Origin of the sequence: Streptomyces sp. NPDC057638 (assembly GCF_042800315.1) — a bacterium.
Taxonomy (GTDB): domain Bacteria; phylum Actinomycetota; class Actinomycetes; order Streptomycetales; family Streptomycetaceae; genus Streptomyces.
The window spans coordinates 1-24,202 of record NZ_JBHVHF010000051.1 but is presented as its reverse complement, the minus strand read 5'-3'; the positions used below and the strand labels follow the sequence as shown (position 1 = coordinate 24,202).

20 protein-coding genes are annotated in these 24,202 nt (G+C 73.0%); 11 read left to right on the top strand and 9 right to left on the bottom strand.

Annotation, left to right across the window (positions count from 1 at the left end; genetic code table 11):
• Window position 1 precedes the first annotated feature (1 nt).
• The 3 genes from ACFVIM_RS10315 to ACFVIM_RS10305 all read right to left on the bottom strand — a co-directional run bounded on the left by ACFVIM_RS10315 (window position 2) and on the right by ACFVIM_RS10305 (window position 2,349).
• Window positions 2-640 (bottom strand): isochorismatase family protein, encoded by a 639-nt coding sequence (locus ACFVIM_RS10315; protein WP_384300252.1) that lies wholly within the window; start codon window positions 638-640, stop codon window positions 2-4.
• Between the two features lie 157 nt (window positions 641-797).
• A complete protein-coding gene (locus tag ACFVIM_RS10310) occupies window positions 798-1,274 on the bottom strand; it encodes a MarR family winged helix-turn-helix transcriptional regulator (protein ID WP_384300251.1) in 477 nt (158 codons plus the stop codon).
• 229 nt (window positions 1,275-1,503) lie between these two features.
• Entirely contained in the window at window positions 1,504-2,349 is an 846-nt protein-coding gene (locus ACFVIM_RS10305) for an alpha/beta fold hydrolase (RefSeq protein WP_384300250.1), read from the bottom strand.
• A gap of 982 nt (window positions 2,350-3,331) precedes the next feature.
• On the opposite strand from ACFVIM_RS10305, the gene ACFVIM_RS10300 reads away from it, so the two are divergent.
• From ACFVIM_RS10300 to ACFVIM_RS10290, 3 genes are all read left to right on the top strand, one after another.
• The gene (locus ACFVIM_RS10300; protein WP_384300249.1) at window positions 3,332-4,369 is read left to right on the top strand and encodes a helix-turn-helix domain-containing protein; all 1,038 of its coding nucleotides are present in this window, start codon (window positions 3,332-3,334) and stop codon (window positions 4,367-4,369) included.
• A gap of 32 nt (window positions 4,370-4,401) precedes the next feature.
• Window positions 4,402-4,851, top strand: coding sequence for a hypothetical protein (locus tag ACFVIM_RS10295; protein WP_384300248.1), 450 nt, complete (start codon window positions 4,402-4,404; stop codon window positions 4,849-4,851).
• A 204-nt stretch (window positions 4,852-5,055) separates the two neighbouring features.
• Window positions 5,056-5,487 (top strand): nuclear transport factor 2 family protein, encoded by a 432-nt coding sequence (locus ACFVIM_RS10290; protein WP_384300247.1) that lies wholly within the window; start codon window positions 5,056-5,058, stop codon window positions 5,485-5,487.
• A 14-nt stretch (window positions 5,488-5,501) separates the two neighbouring features.
• Here the strand turns inward: ACFVIM_RS10290 and ACFVIM_RS10285 are convergent, their stop codons facing one another.
• Window positions 5,502-5,900: an ACT domain-containing protein gene (locus tag ACFVIM_RS10285; protein WP_384300246.1), complete on the bottom strand. Its 399-nt coding sequence runs from the start codon at window positions 5,898-5,900 to the stop codon at window positions 5,502-5,504.
• A 421-nt stretch (window positions 5,901-6,321) separates the two neighbouring features.
• Between ACFVIM_RS10285 and ACFVIM_RS10280 the strand changes: the two genes are divergently transcribed.
• Window positions 6,322-7,209: a universal stress protein gene (locus ACFVIM_RS10280; protein WP_384300245.1), complete on the top strand. Its 888-nt coding sequence runs from the start codon at window positions 6,322-6,324 to the stop codon at window positions 7,207-7,209.
• Between the two features lie 509 nt (window positions 7,210-7,718).
• On the opposite strand, the gene ACFVIM_RS10275 is transcribed toward ACFVIM_RS10280, so the two are convergent.
• Together ACFVIM_RS10275 and ACFVIM_RS10270 are read right to left on the bottom strand one after the other, a co-directional pair.
• A complete protein-coding gene (locus ACFVIM_RS10275) occupies window positions 7,719-8,393 on the bottom strand; it encodes a response regulator (RefSeq protein WP_384300244.1) in 675 nt (224 codons plus the stop codon).
• A 187-nt stretch (window positions 8,394-8,580) separates the two neighbouring features.
• Window positions 8,581-9,033: a Crp/Fnr family transcriptional regulator gene (locus ACFVIM_RS10270; RefSeq protein WP_384300243.1), complete on the bottom strand. Its 453-nt coding sequence runs from the start codon at window positions 9,031-9,033 to the stop codon at window positions 8,581-8,583.
• A gap of 199 nt (window positions 9,034-9,232) precedes the next feature.
• Between ACFVIM_RS10270 and ACFVIM_RS10265 the strand changes: the two genes are divergently transcribed.
• Both ACFVIM_RS10265 and ACFVIM_RS10260 read left to right on the top strand, forming a co-directional pair.
• On the top strand, window positions 9,233-10,942 hold the full coding sequence (locus ACFVIM_RS10265; RefSeq protein WP_384300242.1) for a GAF domain-containing protein: 1,710 nt from the start codon (window positions 9,233-9,235) through the stop codon (window positions 10,940-10,942).
• 216 nt (window positions 10,943-11,158) lie between these two features.
• A complete protein-coding gene (locus ACFVIM_RS10260; RefSeq protein ID WP_384300260.1) occupies window positions 11,159-12,274 on the top strand; it encodes a pyridoxal-phosphate dependent enzyme in 1,116 nt (371 codons plus the stop codon).
• Between the two features lie 174 nt (window positions 12,275-12,448).
• Here ACFVIM_RS10260 and ACFVIM_RS10255 read toward each other — a convergent pair whose 3' ends face one another.
• Window positions 12,449-13,207 carry an AraC family transcriptional regulator gene (locus ACFVIM_RS10255; RefSeq protein WP_384300241.1) on the bottom strand — a complete coding sequence of 253 codons (759 nt, stop codon included), beginning with the start codon at window positions 13,205-13,207 and terminating at the stop codon, window positions 12,449-12,451.
• Between the two features lie 54 nt (window positions 13,208-13,261).
• Here ACFVIM_RS10255 and ACFVIM_RS10250 point away from each other — a divergent pair, with 54 nt between their 5' ends.
• A complete protein-coding gene (locus tag ACFVIM_RS10250; protein ID WP_384300240.1) occupies window positions 13,262-13,867 on the top strand; it encodes a methyltransferase domain-containing protein in 606 nt (201 codons plus the stop codon).
• A gap of 12 nt (window positions 13,868-13,879) precedes the next feature.
• Here the strand turns inward: ACFVIM_RS10250 and ACFVIM_RS10245 are convergent, their stop codons facing one another.
• Window positions 13,880-14,926 (bottom strand): PHP domain-containing protein, encoded by a 1,047-nt coding sequence (locus ACFVIM_RS10245; RefSeq protein WP_384300239.1) that lies wholly within the window; start codon window positions 14,924-14,926, stop codon window positions 13,880-13,882.
• A gap of 276 nt (window positions 14,927-15,202) precedes the next feature.
• Here ACFVIM_RS10245 and ACFVIM_RS10240 point away from each other — a divergent pair, with 276 nt between their 5' ends.
• The 4 genes from ACFVIM_RS10240 to ACFVIM_RS10225 all read left to right on the top strand — a co-directional run bounded on the left by ACFVIM_RS10240 (window position 15,203) and on the right by ACFVIM_RS10225 (window position 22,264).
• Window positions 15,203-16,444: an aromatic acid exporter family protein gene (locus ACFVIM_RS10240; RefSeq protein ID WP_384300238.1), complete on the top strand. Its 1,242-nt coding sequence runs from the start codon at window positions 15,203-15,205 to the stop codon at window positions 16,442-16,444.
• Between the two features lie 277 nt (window positions 16,445-16,721).
• Window positions 16,722-18,224 (top strand): MFS transporter, encoded by a 1,503-nt coding sequence (locus tag ACFVIM_RS10235; protein WP_384300237.1) that lies wholly within the window; start codon window positions 16,722-16,724, stop codon window positions 18,222-18,224.
• Between the two features lie 178 nt (window positions 18,225-18,402).
• On the top strand, window positions 18,403-18,750 hold the full coding sequence (locus ACFVIM_RS10230) for an ATP-binding protein (RefSeq protein ID WP_384300236.1): 348 nt from the start codon (window positions 18,403-18,405) through the stop codon (window positions 18,748-18,750).
• 559 nt (window positions 18,751-19,309) lie between these two features.
• The gene (locus tag ACFVIM_RS10225; protein WP_384300235.1) at window positions 19,310-22,264 is read left to right on the top strand and encodes a HAMP domain-containing protein; all 2,955 of its coding nucleotides are present in this window, start codon (window positions 19,310-19,312) and stop codon (window positions 22,262-22,264) included.
• 51 nt (window positions 22,265-22,315) lie between these two features.
• Here ACFVIM_RS10225 and ACFVIM_RS10220 read toward each other — a convergent pair.
• Window positions 22,316-24,202, bottom strand: a 1,887-nt coding sequence (locus ACFVIM_RS10220; protein ID WP_384300234.1) for a PP2C family protein-serine/threonine phosphatase, incomplete at its 5' end; no start/stop codon positions are given.

Here is a 24,202-nt window from a genome sequence, read left to right as displayed (position 1 = left end):
GTTACTGACCGCTGGCGGAGGCGTGGCTGGCGGAGACGGCTCCGTAGAAGGGCATCGCCAGGTTGCTGAAGATGTCGGCGGTGCCGGGGCCGCCCGGGTTCTTCCAGTCGCGCAGCAGCTCGGAGATCACACCGACGGTGCTGTTGAGCGTGGCGCCCGCGTTCTGGAGGCGCAGCAGGGAGGTCTCACGGGCGAGCTTGTTCGTGGTGCCCGAGGCGTCGGTGACGGCGTGGACCTGGTAGCCGCGGCCGAGGGCGGACAGGGAGGCGAACATCAGGCAGACGTCGGTGATGACACCCGCGATGACCAGGTTCGGCCGGTCCATGGCGCGGACGGCCGCGTCGAAGCGCGGGTCGTCGAAGGCGTCGACCTCACCGCTGCGGTGGATGAGCGGCGCGCCCTCGGGGAGCTCGGCGAGCAGCTCGGGCAGCAGGGGGCCGTTGGGGCCCTGCGGGGCGGAGGTGGTGGCCACGACCGGGAGGCCGAAGACCTTGGCGGTACGGGCGAGTGCCTGGGCGTTGCGGCGGACCTGGTTCTGGTCGTGGTCCTGGACGCCGAGGATCAGACCGGCCTGGTGGTCGACCAGCAGGATCCCGGTGTTCTCGGGGGTGAGCCGGTTGGTGATGTAGCTGTTGCTCATGGTTCCTGTTTTCTGAGATGGGCCGCCGTGGGCGGCCGGCCGGTGGACCGTGCTGCGCGGTGCGGTGATGAGCCGCATTTTGTTGCTTGCGCATGCATCTCAACCAGGAGGGGTGGTTTCCCATTCCGGCTCCGCCGGTTTCTCCGTGTGAGCTAGGTCACTCGGTGGTGTCGCAGCCTTCGGGGCCGTCGCCCGGGGAGGACAGTCGCCCCAGGATCGACTGGAGCGCCAGCAGTTCCGCACCGCTCAGCCGCTGGGCGAAGGAGCGGTCCACCACTTCCGCGTTGGTCCGCACGGCCGCCCTGAGCAGGGTGCGTCCCTCGTCGGTGAGCTGGACCAGGGCGCCGCGCTGGTCCTCGGCGAGGGGGCTGCGGGTCAGCAGGCCGCGCTGGGCCAGCCGGTCGCACATCCTGCTGACGGCGCTCTGGGTGAGGACCGTGCGCTCCTTGAGGTCCTTGAGGCGGGTCCCGGCGAGAGGGATGTTCACCAGGGTGTCGAACTCGCTCACCGACAGCCGGTGCCGCAGGTCCAGCTCGCGCTCGATCTCCTTCAGCACCGTCTGGTGGACCTCCATATACGTCCGCCATACCCCGACCCTGAACCCCCGGGACGCGGTCGGATCCTTCTGTGGCACCTGGCCTCCTGACTCGGATGGATGGGGGCCATTCTCGCAACCGTGGCCACCCCGACGCCCTCCGATGCCCCCGCCCGGGCGGGTCGGCCCCGGGGCCCGCCGCCGGGTCGGCGCTCTGGCCCGGCCCGGCACGCTCCGGCTGGGTGCCCGGGCCCGGGCGCGGCGTTCGGCGGCGGCCGAGCGCCTTGGTCCGGGGGAGCGCTCTGCCGTCCGGCGCGCCGGCCCGCCGTCAGTCCGTAAACTCCGCCAGCAGCGGTGTCAGCCGCTCGGGGGCCTCGGTCGGCAGGGAGTGGTGGCTGGCGTCGGGGAGGATGTGGACCCGGACGTCCGGCAGCAGCGCCCGCGCGGTCGCGGCCGCCCGCCGGGGGTCATGGGCCCGGCTGCGCCCGGCCAGGACCAGCAGCACCGGGACCCCGCACTCCCGGAGCGCGGACGCCGTGGGGCGGCGCATCATGAGCACCTTTGACCGGTGGGCAACGGCGGTGGCGCCCAGGAACTCCCGCCACACCGGGTCGCCGGGCTCGGCACCGGTCTCCCACCGGTGGAAGGCGAGCACCCGCCCGGCGCCGGGCCGCAGCGCCAGGGGAAGGGCCCGCAGCAGATAGCGCGGGCTCATGGGGGAGAAGCAGTTGACGGGGTCGAGCAGGGCGAGCCCCTCGTACCGGTGCGGCAGCAGGAGGGCGTGCCGCAGCGCGATCCAGGCGCCGTACGAGTGCCCGCAGACCCGCGCCCGGTTCAGGCCCAGTCCGTCGAGGACCGCGTCGAACCACTCCACGAGATCGTCGGCGTTCCGCGGCGGAGCCCCGGAGTCGGTGCGGCCGATGTCCCCGAGCAGGTCGACCGCGTACACCCGGCGGGTCCGGGCCAGTTCGCCGACGGTGGCGTACCACGCCAGGGAGGTGGTGCCACCGCCGGGCAGCAGCACGAGCGGGGGCGCGGTCCCGCCGTCCACGGGCCCGCTGACATGGACCCGGGTGCGGCCGTGGCGCGTGGTCACATCGACGGCGCGGACCGGTAAGGGCCACCGTTCGAGGACCGCGTCATAGGCTCGCTGGAACACCGACTCATCGCGCATAACCGTTTCTCCCCGTTCCGGTGCCGTCCGGTGTGATCCGGTGCGCGGGAGTGCAGGCGTCGCCCCCGTGAGCGGTACGGGGCGGCCCCCACCGCGACCGATCCCTCACCCGCGCCGTGTTGACACGCTACCGAGGTCTCCCGCCGAGGGGCCCGGCGCCACGCCCGCCGAAAAACGGCTCACCATTCAACAGTTCGAGCGCCTCGTTAATGCCACGATCCGTGACACTGGGCAGGGATTTGAATGGTCATGTCAGTCACGTGACCATTTTCTTTCGGAAATGATAAGCGCGCGAGCGCGGTCATGACGAGCGCCGTTACTCACGGGGCACACGAGTTTGCGATTCGCTTGTGGTCGTCCTTGGCCGTTACCCAGCGTATGGGGCGCGCGACTGGATCCGCACGGCGTAGATTCCGTTCACCGGTAGATCAGACCGGAAAAGACAGAACCCTGGCGGGCCTACCAACCGAGCCAGGGCCTGTCGACAGAACGACCCGAACGCATAACTCCCTGGGAAGGACCCCCGTCCATGCCGGACCGTTTTCGCCGCCACGTCATAGCGTGGCCGCTGGCACCGAGTGCCGAAGCTATCATGCCGTCTTCCCGGGCCAGGGAAACCCTTGATGACTTGTCAGTCATCGCGCCCCCGAGGCTTTTCCTCGTACTCGTCGTCGGGTGGCTCGCCCTTATCTCCGGTGGTTCCGGGGTCATCGACCAGCGGATCATGCCCGTGATCATCCTGTGGGCGGCCTGGGCCGCCCACGGATCTGCCGTTTCCGACCGGTGTCTTCGCCGATTCTGAACGCTCTGGTCACGGTGGGCCGCAGTGGGCGGGGGACGCTCCCCGCTCGTCGCCTCCCGGACCCCGACCGGTCCACGAAGGCCCGCCGCCCGTCGTCGCTGATGGGTCCTGCGGCCAAACACGACCGCCCTGTCACACCCCGCACCGTCGTACACCCGGCGAGAAAGAGACCGTACCGCCATGGCCCCGAAGGCCTCACGCACCCTCACCTGCCCCGACTGCAACCGGACCTACACCCTGCCCACCGGGCGTTCCAGCGGTGCCCACCCGCGCTGTGACGCGGCCGAGCAGGCGACCTTGACCGTCATCGCCGAGGAGATGCACCGGCTGGCCAACGAGATCCTCCAGGGGATCTACAACAACAACGACTCCGCCAAGGCCCTGTCCCACTGCGCCCCCCTGCGCAAGCTGTGCGAGGACTACGAGGCCGCGGCCGTGGCCCGGGGGCGGGCCCGGGGCGAGACCTGGGAGAGCCTCGGCGCCCATCTGCGGATCAGCGCCAACCGGATCCGCAAGCGCTGGCCGAACACGCGACTGCGGCGGGTCCTCGCCTCCCGTCAGCCCTCGCCCCCGGCCGGGACGCTCTCCAGACGCGGCAGGCCGTCGCCGGGCACCGGGGACGGCGACACCCCGCAGGCGATGTCCCGCGGCACCCGCTCACCCCAGCAGCAACTCGCCAGCGCCCTCTCCCACTTAGTGCGACGCTCGGGCCGCACCTCGCGCGACATCGCCGCCGACGCGCGCATCGACCCGTCCTATGTCTCCCGCATCCTGGCGGGCACCCGTCGCCCCTCCTGGCCCGTCATCGAGCGGCTGCTCGACGCCTGCCGCCCCCAGTCCACCCCGCCGGACCCGGTCACCGCCCGGCTGCGCGAGGACGTACGGCTGCTGTGGGAGGCGGCCCACCGCAGCCATTCGCCCGCGCTGGCGGTCGGCGACAACGTGCCCGCCCGCCGCGCGACCCAGCGCTTCACCGCCGAACTGCGCGCGCTCTACACCGCCGCCGGCAGCCCCCCGCCCGAGGCCGTGGGCCGGGACATCGACCCCCAGGTCCTCCAGACCGCCCTGGCCGGGGAGACCATCCCCGACTGGGACACCTGCGGCCGCATCATCTTCGCGCTGCGCGGCCGCCCGGCCGATCTGCGGCCCCTGTGGGCCCAGGCCCACCACGACACCAGTACCCAGCACAACGGTCCGCCCGCCGGTGCGTTCGGCTGACCGGTGCCCGTCGTTCCCCGGGGGAGGAACACATGCCACACCCGCCTGACCACGCCCCGCCCGTTGTGGATCTGCCCGCCGACTTCGAGGCGTTCTACGCCCTGCACCAACCCCTCTACCTTGCCTACGCCCATGCCCATCTCGCCCCCCGCCAGGCCGACCACGCCGTCCGCCGGGCCTTCGGCCATCTGCTCACCCAGTGGTCCGCCACCCTGCTCGACCCCAACCCGGCCGCCCGCTGCTGGCAGATCTTCACCGCCCGCCTCCCCGCCCCGCCGCTGCCCCTGGACCCCCGCGCCCACACACCGCTCCAGTACCAGGCGGTGGTCCTCCACCACATCGCGCACTGCCCCCTGCCCGCCGTCGCCGAGACCACGGGCGAGGAACCCAGCAAGATCCGCTATCTGCTGCGTACCTGGACCAACCGCCCCGCGTCCGCCGTCGCCCCTCCCCGCCGGTGCGGCGGTACGGGGGGTTTCTGACCCGCCACCACCGGTCCCCGGTGGATCCACCCCGCCGGCCGCGGTCCGTCGCGATGACATACCCTCACGCGGGGCATACGGCCGCGATCACGCCGGGCGGGTTCGGCGCGGGCGGATCTCGTGCCGCGCCGGTCCGCCGATCCGGTCGCCGCCCCGCCCGGGACGTCCCGTCCGGGCACCGCGGCGCAGGTGAGGAAGACAGAGATGACGGACGAGCCGTGCCCTGTGGCGACCGGCGGTTTCACACCGGGCCCCGAGGATCTGGAATCGGTCCTGGAGTGGTTCCGTCACTATGACCGGCTGGTCCTGAGCGGTGATATCGAGGCCATGGCCGACCAGGCGCTCTTCCCCTTGAACGCGGTCACCGACGACGCGTCGGGCAACGGCTCGGCCCGGACCCGCTCCCGCGAGAGCTTCATCGAGGACATGCGCCGCACCCTGCCCGCCCCGGGCGAGTTCTCCATGGAGCCGGTGCGCACCCCGCACTTCCTGAGCGCCTCACTGGTCTTCGTCGTGACGGAGGGCACGATGACGGTCGGCGGTGGCAGTGTCCAGGTCCGCTACGGCGATCTGCTCGTCCGGCACGGGGGACGGTGGAAGTTCCAGACGATGGCACAGGGCGGCGCGTCCCGCTGACGGCCGCGCGGCCGTCAGCCGGTTCGCTCGGAGAGGCGTTCCAGCAGGCTGACCGCGCGGTCGGTGTCGGCGTACGGGACGAAGAGGTGGTCGTGGTGGAAACCGGCGACGACGTTGCAGCTCAGGCCGGACTCCGCGAGGACGCGGGAGACGGCCGCGGTCAGGCCGACCGCCGCCAGCGCGGAGTGCACCCGCAGGGTGATCCAGCCCGCCACGTAGTCGAACTCCAGCCCCGCCGCCTCCGCTTCCTCCTGCCGCAGGACGAGGGTCAGGCCCTCCGACTCGGCCACGGTGACCACCGGACTGACACCGGAGGGCACACCGCCCCGGGTGGTGGTGAAGACATAGCGGCCCGGATTCCGTTCCGGACGCATACCGCTGAGCAGTTTTCGCAGGTCACTCTCGCCAGTCATGATCGTCATCGTACGGTGCGGGATGCCCGCGGCGCGGAGCCGTACCCAGGAGGGAACCACCCGCTCGGGGGTCGGGTCCCGTCGTCAGAGCGGCGCGGGGCGGGGGTACGAGGGGGGCGGGGTCCGGGGTCCGGGCGAAGGCGCTGACGCGCAGCGGTCCGCCGCTCTCCACGGTGGTGATGACGGGGTTCGTGCCCTCTGAAGGTTGCCCGGCGCCTTCTGCCGCAGGCCGTGGCGGGGCCGGGTGGCGGTACCCCGCTCACTCGCCTGGGCCCCTGGTCAGGGCCTGTTGGCCCAGGTCACAGGTCCACGGTCCATCGCAGGGGGACCACTGGCCCCTCGCGGACGGGTGTGGGGCCGACGATCCTGGACAGGGGATCCGGAATCAGAGGATCCTCATCCGCTCCAGGAGGTGTGCTCCATGACCCGCACCGTCACCGTCGGACTCGACGGCTCACCCGAGAGCCTGGCCGCGGCGGCCTGGGCCGCTCGCGAGGCCGGACTGCGCGGGCTGCCGCTGCGAGTGGTCCATATCTGGGAGCCGGTGCCCTTCCTCCAAGCGCCCCTGCTCGGTGCCGAGGCGGAGGCGGGCTGGGCCGAGAAGCTGCCCCGTACGGCGGCGGAGGAACTGCGCCGCGCCCATCCCGAGCTGGAGATCACGGTCGAGCAGCTCAGCGGACGCCCCGCCGAGCTGCTCCCCGAGGCCGCCGAGGAGGCCGAACTGCTGGTACTGGGCTCCCGTGGCCTCAGCGGAATCGGTGGCTTCCTCGTCGGCTCCGTCGGCCAGGCCGTCATCGCCCGTGCCACCCGGCCGGTCGTCCTCGTACGGGCCGAGGAGATCCCGGAGCGGGAGTGGGCCGAGGGCACCGGGCCCGGGGAGGCAGCCGATGGGCCCGTCGTGCTCGGTCTCGACACCAACGACCCCTATGACGACCTGCTCGCCTTCGCCTTCGAGACCGCCGCCCGCCGGGGAGCGCCCCTGCGGGTCGTCCACGGCTGGAACCTGCCGCCCTACTTCGCCTACGGACTGCCGCCCGACCCCGAACTCGACGCCCGCCTCGCCGACGAGGAGGCCGCGACCCTGCGTGACGTGCTGAAGCCCTGGCGCGAGAAGCACCCCACGGTCGAGGTCTCCGAGGAGTCCCGCCCCGGCAAGGCCGTGGACCAGCTGGTGCGGGCGTCCGAGGAGGCGTCCCTGGTGGTCGTGGGCCGCCGGGTGCGACGGGCGCGGTTCTCCCGTATCGGGTCGGTCGCCCACGCGGTCCTGCACCACGCCTCGTCGCCGGTCGCGGTCGTTCCCCACCCCTGAGGCGGCGCTGAGGGATCGCCGGAGGAACGCTGAGGTGTACCGGGATGTGCCCCCGGGCGGTGGCCCCGGCGGGTGCCCCGGCCGGGGACTGGGCGATGGCGGGCCGTCGTCCCCGGGGACCGGCACCCGGGACAGTCTCCCGGGACCGGCACCCGGGAACGCTGGGACCACTGTCCCCCGTTCCGGACGCGTCAGGGTCCGGAACGGGGGACGGGCGTCGGGGGCGAGCATCCCGGTCCCGCCCCCGACGGGCTTCTCCGGCGGTGGGCAGGGGCCACCCGGCCGGATGGACCCCCGTCCCCCCTCGACCGGGGTGTCCGACCCTTGGGCCTCTCCTGGGGAACAGGCTGGGGCGCGTGTCCCCACCCCTGGGCCCGCGGCCCGGGGGGTGCCCTGGACGGGCCTGGGTGAGTGGCCCCATGTGTCAGGTCCCGCTGTCCGATCCGGGCCCCTCCCGGCGAGGGGCCCCTGGTCCGGGCCCGTTGGCGGGGGCCGGACCCGTCGTCGGTTCAGCCCTGGCTGAAGCGCGTCGCCAGCACCGCCGCCTGGATCCTGCGCTCCACCCCCAGCTTGGCCAGCAGCCGGGAGATGTGGTTCTTCACCGTCTTCTCGGAGAGGAAGAGCCGACGGCCGATCTCCCGGTTGGTCAGGCCCTCGCCCACCAGCCCCAGGATCTCCCGCTCCCGTTCCGACAACTCCCCGAGCTGTGACTCGTCCCGGGCCGGCTCCTGGGCCGTCCGCAGACTGTTCATCAGCCGTGCCGTGGTCGCCGGGTCGAGCAGCGACTGTCCCGAGGCCACCGTGCGGACGGCGGCGACCAGGTCCGAGCCCTTGATCTGCTTCAGTACATAGCCCGCCGCCCCCGCCATGATCGCGTCCAGCAGGGCGTCGTCGTCATCGAACGAGGTGAGCATCAGACAGGACAGCCCCGGCATCCGCGACCGCAGCTCCCGGCAGACGCTGATGCCGTCCCCGTCCGGCAGCCGGATGTCGAGCACGGCCACATCGGGGCGGAGCGCGGGGCCACGGACCAGCGCCTGCTCACCGGAGCCCGCCTCACCGACCACATCGATATCGGGTTCGGAGTCGAGCAGGTCACGCACACCGCGGCGGACCACCTCGTGGTCGTCGAGGAGGAACACCCGGATCGGGCGCTGTGCGGAGAAGGCGGCTGCGGCTGTCATCTGTCGTGCTCCTGGTTCTTCGATGGTGCCTGACAAGGGTGCCCGCCGTTCCGCTCCGGGCGACAGGGGCCGAACGGCCCCAGTGTTCCCGGTGGGTGACGCCGTCTCCACTCCGCCCGCCGTGGCCGCGCCGCGCGCGGTACGGGGCCAGCCTCCCGCCCGTACCGCGCGGCCACGGCGACAGGCCCTAGCCGCGGGCGGGCACGCCGCTGCCGTACGGGGCGTACAGGTCCAGCAGCCGGGTTCGGGCCGACTGGAGCCGGCGGGCGAGGACCGAGCCGACCCAGATGGCGATCTCGTAGCCGAACCACGGGTCGGCCTCGCACATCCTCCGTACCCGCGCCGCGTCGAACTCCAGCGCGCGGACCGGCGTCGTCGCCGAGGCGCCCATCTGCCACACCGATGGCGGATAGAGCCAGGACCAGCCCACCAGCTCCCCGTGGGACAGGGACTCGATCACCGGGGAACGACGGCCCGGGACCCGGATGTCCAGCGTCACCACCCCCGTACGCACCACCCAGAAGTTCTCGATCCGGCCGCTCTCGTCGAAGAGGCGGGTGCCCTGGGGGAAGTTCACCTCGCGGGCGCTCTGCATCAGCTGGTTGCGGTGTTCCGTCGGAAGAGCGCTCAACGTGGTCATGGCCGGGCTCATCGCGGTCCTCGTCTCTCGGTGGGGGTCTCAGCGATCAGCCTCCCCGGGGCCGCGCCACCACGGCAGATGCCGCAGGGGCCGTGCCCGGGGGCCGATCGGCCCTGCCGGACGGCCGGGGCGTCCCAGGCGATACGGTGAGATCAGTTCCTGGCAGGCCGGTCGGGTTGGGAGAGCCTGGGAGGGCTTCATGGATGGGGACGGACAGCGCGCGGGCCGGGCGCCGCGGCTGCGGCTCGACGAGCTCCTCGATGAACTCCAGTCCCGTATCGACGAGGTGCGCGGCACCCGCGACCGGCTGAACGGGCTGCTGGAGGCCGTGATGTCGGTCGGCCGCGAACTGGATCTGCCGCAGGTGCTGCGCGGCATCGTCGAGTCCGCCGTCGTCCTCGTCGACGCCGAGTACGGCGCGCTCGGCGTCATCGGCGACGACGACCGGCTGACCCAGTTCCTCACCGTCGGGGTGGACGAGGAGACCCGGGAACGGATCGGCGCGCCCCCCTCCGGCCATGGCCTCCTCGGTGAGCTGATCCGCCACCCCCAGCCGCTGAAACTGGCGGAACTCTCCCGCCATCCCGCCTCCTCCGGCTTCCCGCCCGGCCATCCGCCGATGCGGTCCTTCCTCGGTGTGCCCGTCCGCGTCCGCGACGAGGTCTTCGGCAACCTCTATCTGACCCAGAAGCGCGAAGGCGGCGAGTTCGACGCCGAGGACGAGGCCGTGCTCTCCACCCTCGCCGTGGCCGCCGGGATCGCCGTCGAGAACGCCCGGCTCTTCGAGGAGGTACGGCTCCGGGAACGCTGGCTCGCGGCGAGCGGCGAGTTCACCAGCGCCCTGCTCTCCGGCGCGGGCGAGAGCCAGGTACTGGGCACGATGGTGGAACGCGCCCGGGAGATCACCGGTTCCGCGCTGGGCGTGGTCTATCTGACGGACCGTGACGGCGCCCTGCGCGGCGCCCTCGCGCGCGGGCACGGCGCCGACGGGCATCTGGACACCCCGCCCGGCGCGGGCACCCTCGCCGCGCTCGCGCTCTCCGAGGGCGCGCCGGTCACCTCGCCCGACATGGCGCGGGACACGGCCGAGGACCGCTGGAGCGGGCTCGGTGCCGCCGTCGCCGTCCCGGTCGGGGAGAAGGGCCGGGTACGAGGGGTGCTGTTGCTCGCCCGGCGCGGCGGGGGCAACCACTTCACCGACACCGAGACTGGCCCGCTCTCCGGCTTCGCCGGACAGGCCGCGCTCGCCCTCGAACTCGCCGACCGGCGCCGCGACGCCGAACAGATGACCCTGCTCGCCGACCGCGACCGGATCGCCCGCGATCTGCACGACCTGGCGATCCAGCGGCTGTTCGCCACCGGGATGACGCTCCAGAGCACCCGGCGTTTCGTGGAGCACCCCGAGGCGACCGAGCGTCTGGTGCGCGCCATCGACGACCTCGACGACACCATCAAGATCATCCGCTCCACCATCTTCGGACTCCGCGAACGCGAGTCGCCCCAGGCCACCCCCGGACTGCGGGTCCGCGCCGTCCGGGCGGTGGAACAAGCCGCGCGCACCCTCGGCTTCGCGCCCGCGCTGCGGATGGAGGGCCTCATCGACACCGACGTGCCGCGTCCCGTCGCCGACGAGGCCGTCGCCGTCCTCGGTGAGGCGCTCACCAACGTGGCCCGCCATGCCCACGCCTCCCGCGCCGAGGTCGCCCTCGCGGTCCGCTCCGGCACCCTCACCGTGGAGATCACCGACGACGGTACGGGACTTCCCACCCCGGCCCCGGCCCGCCGCAGCGGACTGCGCAACCTCGCCGAGCGCGCCGAACGCCTCGGAGGCACCCTGACCCTCTCCGGCGCGGAGCCCCGGGGCACCCGGCTGGAGTGGCGGGTGTCATGCCGCCCGTGTGAGCGGTGAGGGCTGGTCGGGTCTCGTGTCGCGGCAGTGGCCGGTGGGGCTGGGCGGGTGCCGTGCCGTCCGTGTGAGCGGGGACGGCTGGTCGGGTGCCACATCACGCGGGTGAGGGGTGCGGGCCGGGCGGTGATGGGCCGGAGGCCTCTCCTCGCCCCGATGAACGCCGATGGCCGCTGGACCGATGGCGGGGAGAGGGGCCACGGTGGGGTCATGATCCCGATGACCCCATCCGACCTCACCGGCCCCACACCCCTCCGCTCCTGGTACGCCCGCCCCGGGGCCCGAGCCTGGAGCCCGGGTCCCGCCCCCGACTCCGCCGCCATTCGCGCCTTCCACACCACCCTGCCCGGATACGCGCCCACCCCGCTGACCGAACTGCCCTCCCTCGCCGCCGGGCTCGGCGTCGGCAGGGTCTTCGTCAAGGACGAGTCCGACCGGCTCGGGCTGCCCGCCTTCAAGGCGCTCGGGGCGTCCTGGGCCATCCACCGGATCCTCGCCGAGCTGCCCCCGGACACCTCCGTACACCTGGTGACCGCCACCGACGGCAACCACGGTCTGGCCGTGGCCCGGTTCGCCCGGCTGCGCGGACTGACCGCGCACGTCCTCGTCCCCGACGCGGTCCACCCGGCGGCCGTCGACGCCATCGCGGCCGAGGGCGCGGCGGTGACCCGGGTCGACGGCGACTACGACGAGGCCGTGGCCCGCGCCGCCCGCGCGGCCCAAGCGCCCGGGGCCGTCCTGGTGCAGGACACCGGGCTGCCCGGCCATGACCGCGTGCCACGCTGGATCGTCGACGGCTACGCCACCCTCTTCGCGGAGGTGGACGAGCAGCTCGCCGCCGCCGGAGTGCGGGCGCCCGACCTCCTCGCGGTGCCCGTCGGCGTCGGATCGCTGGCTCAGGCGGCCGTCACCCATCTGCGCCGCCGCCCCCACGGGCCCGCGCTGCTCACCGTGGAACCGGAGGCCGCGCCCGCGCTCCTGGCCAGCCTGCGCGCGGGCCGCCGGGTGACGGTCCCGACCTCGCCCACCGCCCTGACCGGTCTCCACTGCGGCACGCCCTCCAGCCTCGCCTGGCCGCTGCTGCGCGAGGGCGTGGACGCGGCGGTCGCCATCACCGAGACCGAGGCGGCGCGGGCCACCCGCGACCTCACCGCGCTCGGAGTTCCGGCCGGTCCCTGCGGGGCGGCGGCGCTCGCGGGGGTGCGGGCGGCGCTGACGGGTGAGGACGCCGCCGGGCGCGCCGCCGCGCTCGGGCTCGACGGGGCGGCGACGGTCGTCCTGCTCTGCACGGAGGGGGCGGCGGCCAATCCCGCGTCCGCCGCGTTCACCGGCTGAGGCCGGGCGTGCGGCGTGGGCCCGGCCTGATGCCGGGCCCACCCTCATGCCCGGGTGCGGGCCGACCGCCCGTGGGTGGACTGGGCCCACTTCCCCTGCTGGGCCCCTCCTGGTGGGCACGGGTTCCGCCGAGGGTGATGGAGGCACGGCGGGGTGGGCCCGGTCGGCCAGGCGTCAGAAGTACTGGCGGGGGGTGAGGCCGACGATGCGGTGGAAGGCCGCGACGAAGGAACTGGCCGAGCCGTAGCCCACACGGCGCGCCACCGCCTCGATGGGCAGCTCCCCCGCCAGCAGCGGCATCGCCGCCTGCATGCGCAGCCGTTCGCGCCACTGGCCGAAGGTGAGCCCGGTCTCGGCGGTGAAGAGGCGGGCCAGGGTGCGGGCGCTGGCGCCGACCTCGGTGCCCCACGACGGGAGGTCGCGCCCGTCGGTGGGGTCGTCGAGGAGGGCTTGGGCGACGGCCCGGGCACGCGGGTCACGGGGTTCCCGTACGGAGACGCTGGTGACCGGCAGTGGTTCCAGGACGTCGAAGACGACGGCTTCGGCGCGCCGCCGCGCCTCGGGCGTCAGGTCGTCCCGTTCCAGGTGGTGGATGAGGGAGCTGAGCAGGGGCCCGACGGCGACGACGGTGGGTTCGTCCCAGGCGTGGGGGCAGCTGGCGGGATCGAGGTAGGGCGTGTGCAGCTCGACGGTGCCCATGGCCCCGGTCGAGTGCGGCAGCCGTGCCGGTATCCACAGGGCCATGGAGGGCGGCAGCAGCCAGGCGCCCTCCGCCGTCCGTACGGCGAGGAGGCCACTGCGGGACCAGGCGAGCTGGTGGACGGGGTGCCGGTGGGCGGGGTACCAGCTCCCCTTGGACAGCGTGAACGTGCCGACCACGATCGCGGTCCCCGGGACGCTGCCGTGCGTGCACAGGTGTCCGTTCTGCGACATGAGTTGGCAGCGTAGCCCGTGGTGGCGGGCCTTGGCCCGCCCTAGCGTCGAAATATGCCAATGAACTGGGCCCATCGACGGCTGTGCTCGTCGAGCTCGTGGGCGAGAAACATGGAGGAGACCTATCTGCCGTGGGTGTTCGAGGGAGTGGATCTCGGTACCGATGTGCTGGAGGTCGGTGCGGGCTACGGGGCTGATCTGAGCACCCTGGTCGCTCGTGCGGACCGGGTGACCGCCGTCGAGATCGACGCGGAGACCGCCGCGCCGCTGGAGCGGGCGTGGGGTGAGCGGGTGCGGGTGCGGGTGCTGACCGAGGACGCGACGGCGCTCTCCGCGCCGGACGGCGTGTTCTCGGCGGTGGTGAGCTGCACGATGCTGCACCATGTGCCGACGGACGAGCTTCAGGACCGGCTCTTCGCGGAGGCGTTCCGGGTGCTGCGCCCGGGTGGGGTACTGGCGGGGTGCGACAGCCTGCCGAGTCTGGGGTTCCGGGTGCTGCATATCGGGTCCGCGATGAACACCCTGGATCCCGGGACGCTCCCCGCCCGGCTGCGGCGGGCGGGGTTCACCGAGGTGAGCGTGGAGCCCTGCCCCCTGCCCCGGATCCGTAGCATCCGCTTCCTGGCGCGGCGCCCCGGAGAGCCGGTGACGGCCTCATGAGGGCCGCCGCTGTCAGCCCGCCGCCCACTCCCGTACCGCGTCCGCCTCCCAGGTGTTGATCACCCGCTCGGGCGGCACTCCCGCGCGTTCGGCGCGGTCGCAGCCGATGAGCTGCCAGTCCAGCTGACCCGGGGCGTGGGCGTCCGTGTCGATCGCGAAGAGGACGCCCGCGTCCAGGGCCGTGGCCAGCAGCCGCATCGGCGGGTCCAGCCGCTCGGGCCGGCTGTTGATCTCGACGGCGGTACGGGAGCCGGCGCACGCCGCGAAGACCTCGTCCGGGTCGAAGCGGGACTCCGGGCGGGTGCCACCGCGTTCCCGCCCGGGGCCGCGCACATGGTGGCGGGGTGCGACCAGCCGTCCCGTACAGTGCCCCAGCACATCGACCAGCGGGTTGCGCACCGCCGCGACCATACGGCGGGTCATCGCGGCGGGCTCCATCCTCAGTTCGGAGTGGACGGAGGCCACCACCAGGTCCAGCTCGGCCAGCAGCTCCGGCTCCTGGTCCAGCGAGCCGTCCGGCAGGATGTCGCACTCGATCCCGGTCAGGAGCCGGAACGGGGCCCACCGCCGGTTGAGTTCCGCCACCACCTCCAGCTGGTGCCGCAGCCGGTCGGCGGTCAGTCCCCGGGCGACCGTCAGCCGGGGGGAGTGGTCGGTGAGCACGGCCCAGCCGTGGCCGAGAGTGATGGCGACCCGTCCCATCTCCTCGATGGGACTGCCGCCGTCGGACCAGTCGGAGTGGAGATGGCAGTCACCGCGCAGCAGCGCCCGCAGCGCCGCGCCTCCCTCCGCGAGCGGCGTGGCCGCCGCCTCGTCCTCCAGCTTCCGCAGATAGCCGGGGACCGCCCCGGCCAGCGCCTCGCGGACCACACCCGCGGTCTTGGGGCCGACCCCCTTGACGCGCTCCAGGCTCCCGTCGGCGGCGCGTTCGGCGATCCCGTCGGGGCCGAGCGGTGCCAGCGCGGTCGCGGCCGTACGGAAGGCACGGATCCGGTAGGTCTCCGCGCGGGAGCGCTCCAGGAGGAACGCGATCCGGTCGAGTGCCTCCAAGGGGTCCATCGCCGCTCCTCCGCCGCTCCTCGGCCTCCCGCGTGCCTCCCGTACCGCTGTCCCCACGCCCCTCTCACCGTAAGCCCGCCCGAGGGGACCGTCTCATCCTCCCGGGACCGGGATCGGGAATCGGCCGGGATCGGGAAGGGGGAACCGGCCGGGCCGGGACCGTGGGCGCGCGCGGGCGACGGTGGCGGGCTTACGGTGAGGGGGCCGGAGAGCGGGAACGGGACGGCGGCCGTCCCTCCCGGGCCCTGACCCGACCCTGGAAGCAGGGATGGCGCCTTGCCCACCACGCGCGCACCGATCGCGGCCGCCGTCGCCGACCTCGTACGACGGCACGGGCGCGATCCCGCCGTCGTCCAGACCATCCGGTCCACCGCCGCCGCGACCATCTCCTACGTCGCCGCCCTCTGGCTGACCAGCGAACCCGTACCGCTCACCGCGCCCCTGACGGCGCTGCTGGTGGTGCAGGTGACCCTCTACTCCACGCTCACCACGGGCATCCGCCGGGTCAACTCGGTCGTGGTGGGCGTGCTCATCGCCATCGCCTTCAGTGCCATCGTCGGGCTCTCCTGGTGGAGTCTGGGCCTGATCATCCTGCTCTCGCTGGTGGTGGGGCGGCTGGTCCGGGTGGACGAGTTCGTGCCCGAGGTCGCCATCAGCGCCATGCTCGTCCTCGGGGTCACCCGGGTGGCCGAATCCGCCTGGGACCGGGTGCTGGAGACACTCATCGGCGCCACGGTCGGGCTGCTGTTCAACATCCTGTTCGTCCCACCGGTCTGGGTGGAGACGGCCGGGGAGTCGATCACCGACCTGGCCCGGCGGATGCGGCATCTGCTGCTCGGCGTCGGGGAGCAGCTCACCGAACCGACCTCGGTGGCCACCGCCGCCGCCCGGCTGCACGAGGCCCGCCGCCTCGATGACGAGGTCGCCGGGGTCGACGGGGCGCTGCGGCAGGCCGAGGACAGCCTCCGGTTCAACCCCCGGGTCCGGGAGGGCCTGCTCAACCGGGTGGTGCTGCGGACCGGCCTCGACACGCTGGAGATCTGCGTCGTCGTCCTGCGGGCCCTGACCCGCACGATGACCGATCTGGCCAAACGGCGGGACGAGCGCGAACCGTTCGTACGGGAGACCGGCCGCGCCCTGGGGGAGTTGCTGGAGCATGTCGCCGACGCCCTCGTCAGTTTCGCGGTCCTGGTCTCCGCGCAGATCAGCGTGAGCGCCGAGGCGGCGGAGCGACGGCTGGCGGCGGAGCTCGCGGCGGCGGCGACCAGCCGGGACCGTGCGGCCGATCTGCTGCTCTCCGACGTCCAGCGCCATCCGGGTGACTGGCAGCTCCATGGCGCGCTGCTCGCGGAGATCGACCGGATCCTGGCAGAGCTGGACCCGGAGCACCGCTCACGGCGGCTGATGGAGGAGCTGGACCGCCGGGGCCGGGAGGAGCGGGAGAAACACCCCCGGGTCTCCGCCGCCCGCCAGTGGCTGGGGGACCGGTGGAACGCCACGCGGGTCCGGCGGGGCTGAGCGGCGGGCTGGACCGGGTTCCGCCGGGGGATCGGTGCCGGGCCGGGCTTGGCGGATCGGCGCCCGGTGCTCCTCGGGGGATCCGTGCCCGGTTCACCTCGGCGGAACCGTATGCCGGGTACTCCTCGGGGCCCGCTCCCGGTTCACCTCGGAGGCCCGCTCCCGGTGCTCCACGCGGGATCTGTGCCCGGTTTATCCGCTTGCTCCCTCGGGTACTCGTGGGCGGCGCGAGGTCCGTCCCGCCCGGGACCGGCCACCGACGGGCCGGGAGGCGGGCATGGGCCGGGGCGAGGCCACCGTGACGACCCGGGTCCCCGCGCGGCTGGACCGGCTGCCCTGGTCCCGCTGGCACTGGATGATCGTCATCGGCCTGGGGACGGTCTGGATCCTGGACGGCCTGGAGGTGACGGTCGTTGGTTCCATCGCCAGCCGCATCTCCGAGGAGGGCAGCGGGCTGGAGATCACCGACGCCCAGGTCACGGGTGTCGCGGCGGCCCTGTACGTGGCCGGGGCCTGCTCCGGCGCGCTGTTCTTCGGCCGGCTCACCGACCGCTACGGCCGCAAGAAGCTCTTCCTCGTCACCCTGTCGGTCTATCTGGCCGCCACCGCCCTGACCGCCTTCTCCTTCACCGCCTGGTGGTTCTTCCTCTTCCGCTTCCTCACGGGCTTCGGTATCGGGGGCGAGTACGCGGCCATCAACTCCGCCATCGACGAACTGATCCCCAGCAGATTCCGGGGCCGGGTCGACCTGATCATCAACGGGAGCTTCTGGCTCGGCGCCATGGGCGGCGCCCTGCTCTCCGTGCTGGCGCTCGACACCGGGCTCTTCCCCAAGGACGTCGGCTGGCGGCTCACCTTCGCCCTGGGAGTCATCCTCGGACTGGCCATCCTGCTGGTACGCCGCCATGTGCCGGAGAGCCCCCGGTGGATGCTCGTCCACGGCCGCGCCCCGGCCGCCGAACGCCTGGTCGACGAGGTCGAGGAGAAGATCGAACGGGAGACCGGCCGCCCGCTGCCCGAGGCCACCACCGAGATCACCATCCGTCAGCGCGGCACCCTCACCTTCCGCGAGATCGCCCGGACCGTCTTCCGCGTCTATCCGCGCCGCGCCACCCTCGGCTTCGCGCTCTTCATCGGCCAGGCGTTCCTCTACAACGCGATCACCTTCGGCTTCGGCTCCATCCTGGTGACGTTCTTCGAGGTCCCCAGCGGTGCGACCGGCTACTACTTCGCCGTGATCGCCTTCGGCAACTTCCTGGGCCCGCTGCTGCTCGGCCACCTCTTCGACACCTGGGGGCGGCGCCCGATGATCGCGGGCACCTACCTCCTGTCCGGAGTGCTGCTCTTCGCCACCGCCGGGCTCTTCGGCGCGGGCGTGCTGACCGCCGTCACCATGACACTCTGCTGGACCGGGGTGCTCTTCTTCGCCTCCGCCGGGGCCAGTTCCGCCTATCTCACCGTCAGCGAGATCTTCCCGATGGAGACCCGGGCGATGTCCATCGCCTTCTTCTACGCCGTCGGCACGGCGGCGGGCGGGATCTCCGGGCCCCTGGTCTTCGCCGGGCTCACCGGGAGCGGGGTCGTCGCCGACGCGGTGATCGCCTTCTGCGTCGGCGCGGCGCTGATGGTCGCGGCGGGTCTGGTCGCCCTCTTCTTCGCGGTCGCCGCCGAGGGGCGCTCCCTGGAGTCCATCGCCACCCCGCTCTCCGCACTGCCCGTCGAGGGGAGGGGCGATCCCGGAACGGGAGGAAGCGCGGCAACCGGGAGGAGGCATGAGTGACAGGAGGCGCGGGACCGACGGGCGCGGCGGAGCGCGCCGAGGTCGGCGGATGGCGCACGACCGGCCGTGGGCGGGTACGGAGGACACCGGACGAGAACGGGCACGCCGAACCCGTACCAGAACGAGCCGCGCCGTACGGGCGTGCGAAGAGAACCCGCCGGACGGCCGGACGCGGGCCGTGCGCGCGGACCGGCACGGACCGCCCGGTGGCCGGGGCCGGCCCGCCCCCGGCCGGGACGGGGACCCCGCCGGGGATGTCCTGCTCGTCGTCTCCGAGCTGGTCACCAACGCGTGTCTGCACGCGGGCGGTCCGACCGGGCTGGTACTGCGGCAGCTCTCCGACGGCGTACGGGTCGAGGTCGCCGACCGGAGCCCCGAACCTCCCCGGGTACGGGCCCGGGACGCCGGACGCCCCGGAGGGCACGGGCTGGTCGTCCTGGAGCGGCTCGCGCGGAGCTGGGGCTGGGCGCCGACGGCGGACGGCAAGGCGGTCTGGGCCGAACTTCCCTTCTGGCGAGGCCCGTAGCGCTTCGACGGATTCCGAGCCGGTTCTGATCCGGCCGGTCCCGTTCGGATACAGGGGGTTCCAGGCGGATACGGCGGGTCCCGTTCGGATTCCCCTTCCGATTCTCCTTCCGATTCTCCTTCCGATTGGGGGGACCACGGCTGATCCGTCCGGTCCCGCTTCTGATACGGCGAGTTCCCGGGCCGATACGGCCCGGGCCAGCGATAACGGTCCCGTTCAAGCCCACCGCTCATACCGCCGTCCGGCGGGAGCCGGACGGCACGCCCCGGGGCGGATACCGGCGGGCGCGCAACCACGGGCGCGCTCCCCGAGGTTTGAGGGGGGCGATCACGTCGAAGGGGACGAGGAGGAAGGAAGGTGATCGCATGGGGTGTGCCGGGGCGAGCGCCGGGCATTCTGCGCTGTTCAGGGTGTCGCACCGACGGCGCCGTGCCAGAGTGGACCCGTGGCAGCGGCCGTCCACGGCGCCGCGTTCCACCGCCCCAACCAGCCACCTTCCCCGTTCACGCAGCGCGGCGCCGTCACCCGGCGCCGTCCGTCATGAGAGGTGAGGTCAGCGATGGACGCCCCCGACCCCGGCGCCGCCCCGGGATCACCCGCCCGCCCGGTGCCCCCGCCCTCCGCCCATCTGAGTGAGGAGGGGTTACGCAAGCTGCTGGCCGGGCTCACCGCCGTACGCGACGGCGATCTCTCGGTACGGCTGCCCGACGAGGCCGAGGGACTGCTCGGGGAGATCGCGACCGTCTACAACGGCATGGTCGAACAACTCTCCCTGGTCACCTCCGAGGTGACCAGGGTCGCCCGTGAGGTCGGCGGCCAGGGTCTGCTCGGCGCCCATGCCCGCGAGCCCCGGGTCAGCGGGGTGTGGCAGGAGCTGACCACCGGGGTCAACACCATGGCGGACAATCTGACCAACCAGGTACGCAGCATCGCACAGGTGGCCACGGCCGTCGCCCGGGGCGACCTCACCCAGAAGATCAGGGTCGACGCCCGGGGCGAGATCCTGGAACTCAAGGAGACCATCAACACGATGGTCGACCGGCTCTCCTCCTTCGCCGAAGAGGTCACCCGCGTCGCCCGTGAGGTCGGCACCGAGGGAAAACTCGGCGGCCAGGCCCGGGTCCGGGGTGTCTCCGGCACCTGGAAGGACCTCACCGACAACGTCAACTTCATGGCGGACAACCTGACCAACCAGGTCCGCAATATCGCCCAGGTCACCACCGCGGTCGCCCGGGGCGACCTCACCCGCAAGATCGACGTCTCGGCGCGCGGGGAGATCCTGGAACTCAAGACCACCATCAACACCATGGTCGACCAGCTCTCGTCCTTCGCCGCCGAGGTGACCCGGGTGGCGCGCGAGGTCGGCAGCGAAGGCAGGCTCGGCGGCCAGGCCGAGGTCGCGGGCGTCTCCGGCACCTGGAAACGGCTCACCGAGAACGTCAACGAACTCGCCGGGAACCTGACCCGCCAGGTCCGCGCCATCGCCGAGGTCACCAGCGCCGTCGCCGAGGGCGATCTGACCCGCTCCATCACCGTGGAGGCCCCCGGCGAGGTCGGCGACCTCAAGGACAACATCAACGCGATGGTCGAGTCCCTGCGCGTCACCATCCGCGCCAACGAGGAACAGGACTGGCTCAAGACCAACGTCGCCCGGGTCTCCAGCCTGATGCAGAGCACCCGCAGCCTCGCCGCCATCGCCGACCTCATCATGGACGAGGTACCCCCGCTGGTCCGCGCCCAGTACGGCGGCTTCTTCCTCACCCAGGAAGGCTCACGCGGCCCCGAACTGGTCATGACCGCCGGATACGGCAACCCCGACGACCCGGAGGCGGGCCCCAGACGGTTCCTCTTCGGCCAGTCACTCGTCGGCCAGGCCGCGCGCAGCCGCCGCACCATCGCCGTCGACGACCTCCCGCCCGGCTACGCCACCATCGAGTCCGGGGCGGGCGCCCTCGACCCCTGCGCCCTGGTGGTCCTGCCGATCGTGGTGGAAGGGCAGGTGCTCGCCGTCGTGGAACTGGCGGCGCTGCGCCCCTTCACCCCCATCCACCGCGACTTCCTCGACCAGTTCATCGAGACCGCCGGGGTCAACCTCAGCTCACTGACCGCCAACCTCCGCACCGACGAACTGCTGGAGCGCTCCCAGCGGCTGACCGCCGAACTCAGCGCCCGCTCCAAAGAACTCCAGGCCCGGCAGGAGGAACTCCAGCGCTCCAACGCCGCCTACCGGGAGAAGGCGGCCCTGCTCGCCGACCGCAACCGCGACATCGAGCGCAAGAACCTGGAGATCGAACAGGCCCGCCAGGAACTGGAGGAACGCGCCCAGCAGCTCTCCCGCACCTCCATGTACAAGTCCGAGTTCCTCGCCAACATGAGCCACGAACTGCGGACCCCGCTCAACAGCCTCCTCATCCTCGCCCAGCTGCTGGCCCAGAACCTGGAGGGCAACCTCACCGAGAAACAGGTCGACTACGCCGAGGTCATCCACTCGGCGGGCTCCGATCTGCTCCAGCTGATCAACGACATCCTGGACCTGTCCAAGGTCGAGGCCGGGAAGATGGACGTCCACCCCGAACCGTTCGCGCTGCGCCAGCTCCTGGACTCGGTGGAGGCCACCTTCCGGCCCGTGGCCAGCGAACGCGCCCTGGAGTTCCAGGTCGTGGCCGCGCCCGGGATCCCCACCGGCCTGACCACCGACGAGGCCCGGCTCCGCCAGGTGCTGGGCAACCTCCTCTCCAACGCGCTCAAGTTCACCGAACGCGGCCGGGTCGAACTGTGCGTGGAGCGCGCAGCCCCCGCCGAACTCCCCGCCGCCCTGCGGGAGGCCGGACCCGTCCTCGCCTTCCGGGTCATCGACACCGGCATCGGCATCCCCGCCAACCGGATCCAGAGCGTCTTCGGCGCCTTCCAGCAGGGCGACGGCACCACCTCCCGCCGCTACGGCGGCACCGGCCTCGGCCTCTCCATCAGCCGCGAGGTCGCCCACCTCCTCGGCGGCACCATCACCGCCGAGTCCGCCCTCGGCGAGGGCAGCCGCTTCACCCTCCATCTGCCGCTGCGCGCCCTGCCCGCACCCCGCCAGAGCGCCGAGACCGAGACCCCCGAACACCCCTCGGCCGACCCCGCCGAGCCCGCGCGCGGCCGTACGGTCCTCGTCGTGGACGACGACACCCGCAATGTCTTCGCCCTCACCGAGGTACTGGAGAACGAGGGCCTGACCGTCCTCCAGGCCGCCAGCGGCCAGGCGGGCATCGACCTTCTCCAGGCCCACGGCGAGGTCGATCTCATTGTGATGGACGTGATGATGGCCGGGATGGACGGCCTCGCCGCGATGGCCGCCATCCGCGAACTCGAACCCTTCGCCGAGGTCCCGATCATCGTCGTCACCGCCAAGGCCATGCCCGGCGACCGCGCCGACGCGCTCTCCGCCGGTGCGAACGAGTACGTGGCCAAACCGGTCGACACGGATGTCCTGCTGGCCAAGATCCGGGCCTTGCTCACGGGTGCGGACTGAGCCCCTGCCGTGTGAGGCCCCCGAGCCCCCTCGTCCGCCGATCGCGCCGGGCTACTCGCTCACGCGGATGGCGATCAGGCTGGTGTCGTCGTCGGTGTCGCCGGTCGCCGCGCCGAGGAGGTGGTCGACCTGTTCGTCGACGGCGAAGCCGCTGAGCTCCTCGGCGCGGCGCAGGAGTGCCGACAGGCCCTCGTCCAGGGCGACATGGCGGCGTTCGATCAGCCCGTCGGTGTAGAGCAGCAGGGTGTCGCCCGGCTTCAGCGGGGTCGTCGTCTCCCGGTAGGCCGTGTCCGGGACCGCCCCCAGCAGGATGTCCCGGGGTGGGTCCAGCAGGGTCGCGCGGCCCTCGCGGAGCAGCAGGAGGGGGAGATGGCCCGCGCTGGCCCAGCGCAGGGTGCGGTCGGCCGGGTCGTAGAGGGCACAGACGGCGGTGGCGGTGGGGTGGCCGGGGGTGTGGAGGGTCACCTCGTTGAGCCAGCGCATCAGGGTGCCGGGGGTGCGGCCGGTGAAGGCGAGCCCCCGCAGGGCGTTGCGCAGGGCGACCATGCCCGTGGCGGAGTCGATGCCGTGGCCCGCGATGTCGCCCACCGCCACCAGTACCGAACCGCCCGGCAGCGGCAGCACGTCGTACCAGTCCCCGCCGACCCGGTACTCCTGCACGGCGGGCCGGTAGCGCGCGGTGGCCGTCAGACCCGGCAGCGACTGGAGCGCGGGCACCTCCGGCACGATCGCCTGCTGGAGCTGGAGGGCGAGCCGGTGGCGCATCGCCGCGCGTGCCTGGACGGCGGTCAGATGGTCGAAGGTGGCCGACAGCGCCACCTCCGTGTGGTAGTCGGCGGAGACATCCTGGTACACACCGGTGACGCCGATCAGGACACCCTCCGCGAGCAGGGGCTCGGCGGTGATCCGTACATGCTTGGGGCGGCCCTCGTCGCGGAGCAGCCGCACGACGGCCGCCGCGCCCTGCTGGTGTTCCGTCAGGCTCCGCAGCAGCGCGGCGAGATCCCCGGCGTCACCCGGGTGGACCCGGTGGCGTAAGCCCATCAGCGGCACCGGGGGTTCGCTCTGGGCCACCCCGAGGATCCCGTACGCCTGATGGCTCCAGGCGGAGGACCCGGTCAGCAGACTGTCCTCGAACCAGGCCACTCCCTGGAGCCGGGCCACGGCCCGTACCGCGGTGGTGGAGCGGTCGCTGCTGGTGTGCCAGAGCAGCACCGTGCGGCGCGTGCCCACCGGCACCGCTCGTACATCGAGCAGCGGTACGGGGGAACGGGAGTCGCGTTCACCGGGCAACCGGGCCGCCCGCGCGGTCGACGCGCTCTGCCGGGCGCCGTCGGCGAGCCGGGCCAGATCGCCGTGGACCAGGGGGAAGAGCCGGTTCAGGGGCTGCCCGGCGGCGTCCGGCGCCACGCCGAGGGCCTCGGCGCCCGCCCGGTTGAGATGCTCGACCACGGGCACCGGGCCCTCGTGGTCCAGGGCCAGCGCCGGATGTGCCATCGCGTCGAGCAGATCGTCGAGCGCGGGCAGCAGCGAGGGCTCGGCCCGTACCGCCGTCAGCACCCGTGCCGCCACCGCGACCAGGTCCAGCAGCGCCCGGCGCACCGAGGGGTCGAGCTCGGTCCGGTCCGGCCAGACCGCGAGCGCCACCCCCACGGTCCGTCCGCGCAGCCGCAGCGGGAGCAGCGCCCGGGCCGCGTCCGGCCCCGGACCCGGTAGTACCTGGCCGGCCGGTGGCCCCGACGGCAGCCAGACCGGGGTGCCCTCGACCAGCGGTGGCCGGAACGGCGCGGGCGGCGCGGGCGGGATCCACCGCCACTGCGCCGACTCCGTCGCGCTCACCCCCGCGTGCCCCATGAGCTGGAGGCAGTCGGACTCGGTGCGCCGCCACAGCCACAGGCCCCGCACCCCGAGCGGGGCGAGGCCGCCGCGCAGCAGCGT

What these genes read in the sequence shown, in the direction of transcription:
- ACFVIM_RS10315 (WP_384300252.1), bottom strand. Translation starts at nt 640, where the DNA reads ATGAGCAACAGCTACATCACCAACCGGCTCACCCCCGAGAACACCGGG.
- ACFVIM_RS10305 (WP_384300250.1), bottom strand. Translation starts at nt 2,349, where the DNA reads ATGCGCGATGAGTCGGTGTTCCAGCGAGCCTATGACGCGGTCCTCGAA.
- ACFVIM_RS10300 (WP_384300249.1), top strand. Translation starts at nt 3,332, where the DNA reads ATGGCCCCGAAGGCCTCACGCACCCTCACCTGCCCCGACTGCAACCGG.
- ACFVIM_RS10295 (WP_384300248.1), top strand. Translation starts at nt 4,402, where the DNA reads ATGCCACACCCGCCTGACCACGCCCCGCCCGTTGTGGATCTGCCCGCC.
- ACFVIM_RS10290 (WP_384300247.1), top strand. Translation starts at nt 5,056, where the DNA reads ATGACGGACGAGCCGTGCCCTGTGGCGACCGGCGGTTTCACACCGGGC.
- ACFVIM_RS10285 (WP_384300246.1), bottom strand. Translation starts at nt 5,900, where the DNA reads ATGACTGGCGAGAGTGACCTGCGAAAACTGCTCAGCGGTATGCGTCCG.
- ACFVIM_RS10280 (WP_384300245.1), top strand. Translation starts at nt 6,322, where the DNA reads ATGACCCGCACCGTCACCGTCGGACTCGACGGCTCACCCGAGAGCCTG.
- ACFVIM_RS10275 (WP_384300244.1), bottom strand. Translation starts at nt 8,393, where the DNA reads ATGACAGCCGCAGCCGCCTTCTCCGCACAGCGCCCGATCCGGGTGTTC.
- ACFVIM_RS10270 (WP_384300243.1), bottom strand. Translation starts at nt 9,033, where the DNA reads ATGACCACGTTGAGCGCTCTTCCGACGGAACACCGCAACCAGCTGATG.
- ACFVIM_RS10265 (WP_384300242.1), top strand. Translation starts at nt 9,233, where the DNA reads ATGGATGGGGACGGACAGCGCGCGGGCCGGGCGCCGCGGCTGCGGCTC.
- ACFVIM_RS10260 (WP_384300260.1), top strand. Translation starts at nt 11,159, where the DNA reads ATGACCCCATCCGACCTCACCGGCCCCACACCCCTCCGCTCCTGGTAC.
- ACFVIM_RS10255 (WP_384300241.1), bottom strand. Translation starts at nt 13,207, where the DNA reads ATGTCGCAGAACGGACACCTGTGCACGCACGGCAGCGTCCCGGGGACC.
- ACFVIM_RS10250 (WP_384300240.1), top strand. Translation starts at nt 13,262, where the DNA reads ATGCCAATGAACTGGGCCCATCGACGGCTGTGCTCGTCGAGCTCGTGG.
- ACFVIM_RS10245 (WP_384300239.1), bottom strand. Translation starts at nt 14,926, where the DNA reads ATGGACCCCTTGGAGGCACTCGACCGGATCGCGTTCCTCCTGGAGCGC.
- ACFVIM_RS10235 (WP_384300237.1), top strand. Translation starts at nt 16,722, where the DNA reads ATGGGCCGGGGCGAGGCCACCGTGACGACCCGGGTCCCCGCGCGGCTG.
- ACFVIM_RS10225 (WP_384300235.1), top strand. Translation starts at nt 19,310, where the DNA reads ATGGACGCCCCCGACCCCGGCGCCGCCCCGGGATCACCCGCCCGCCCG.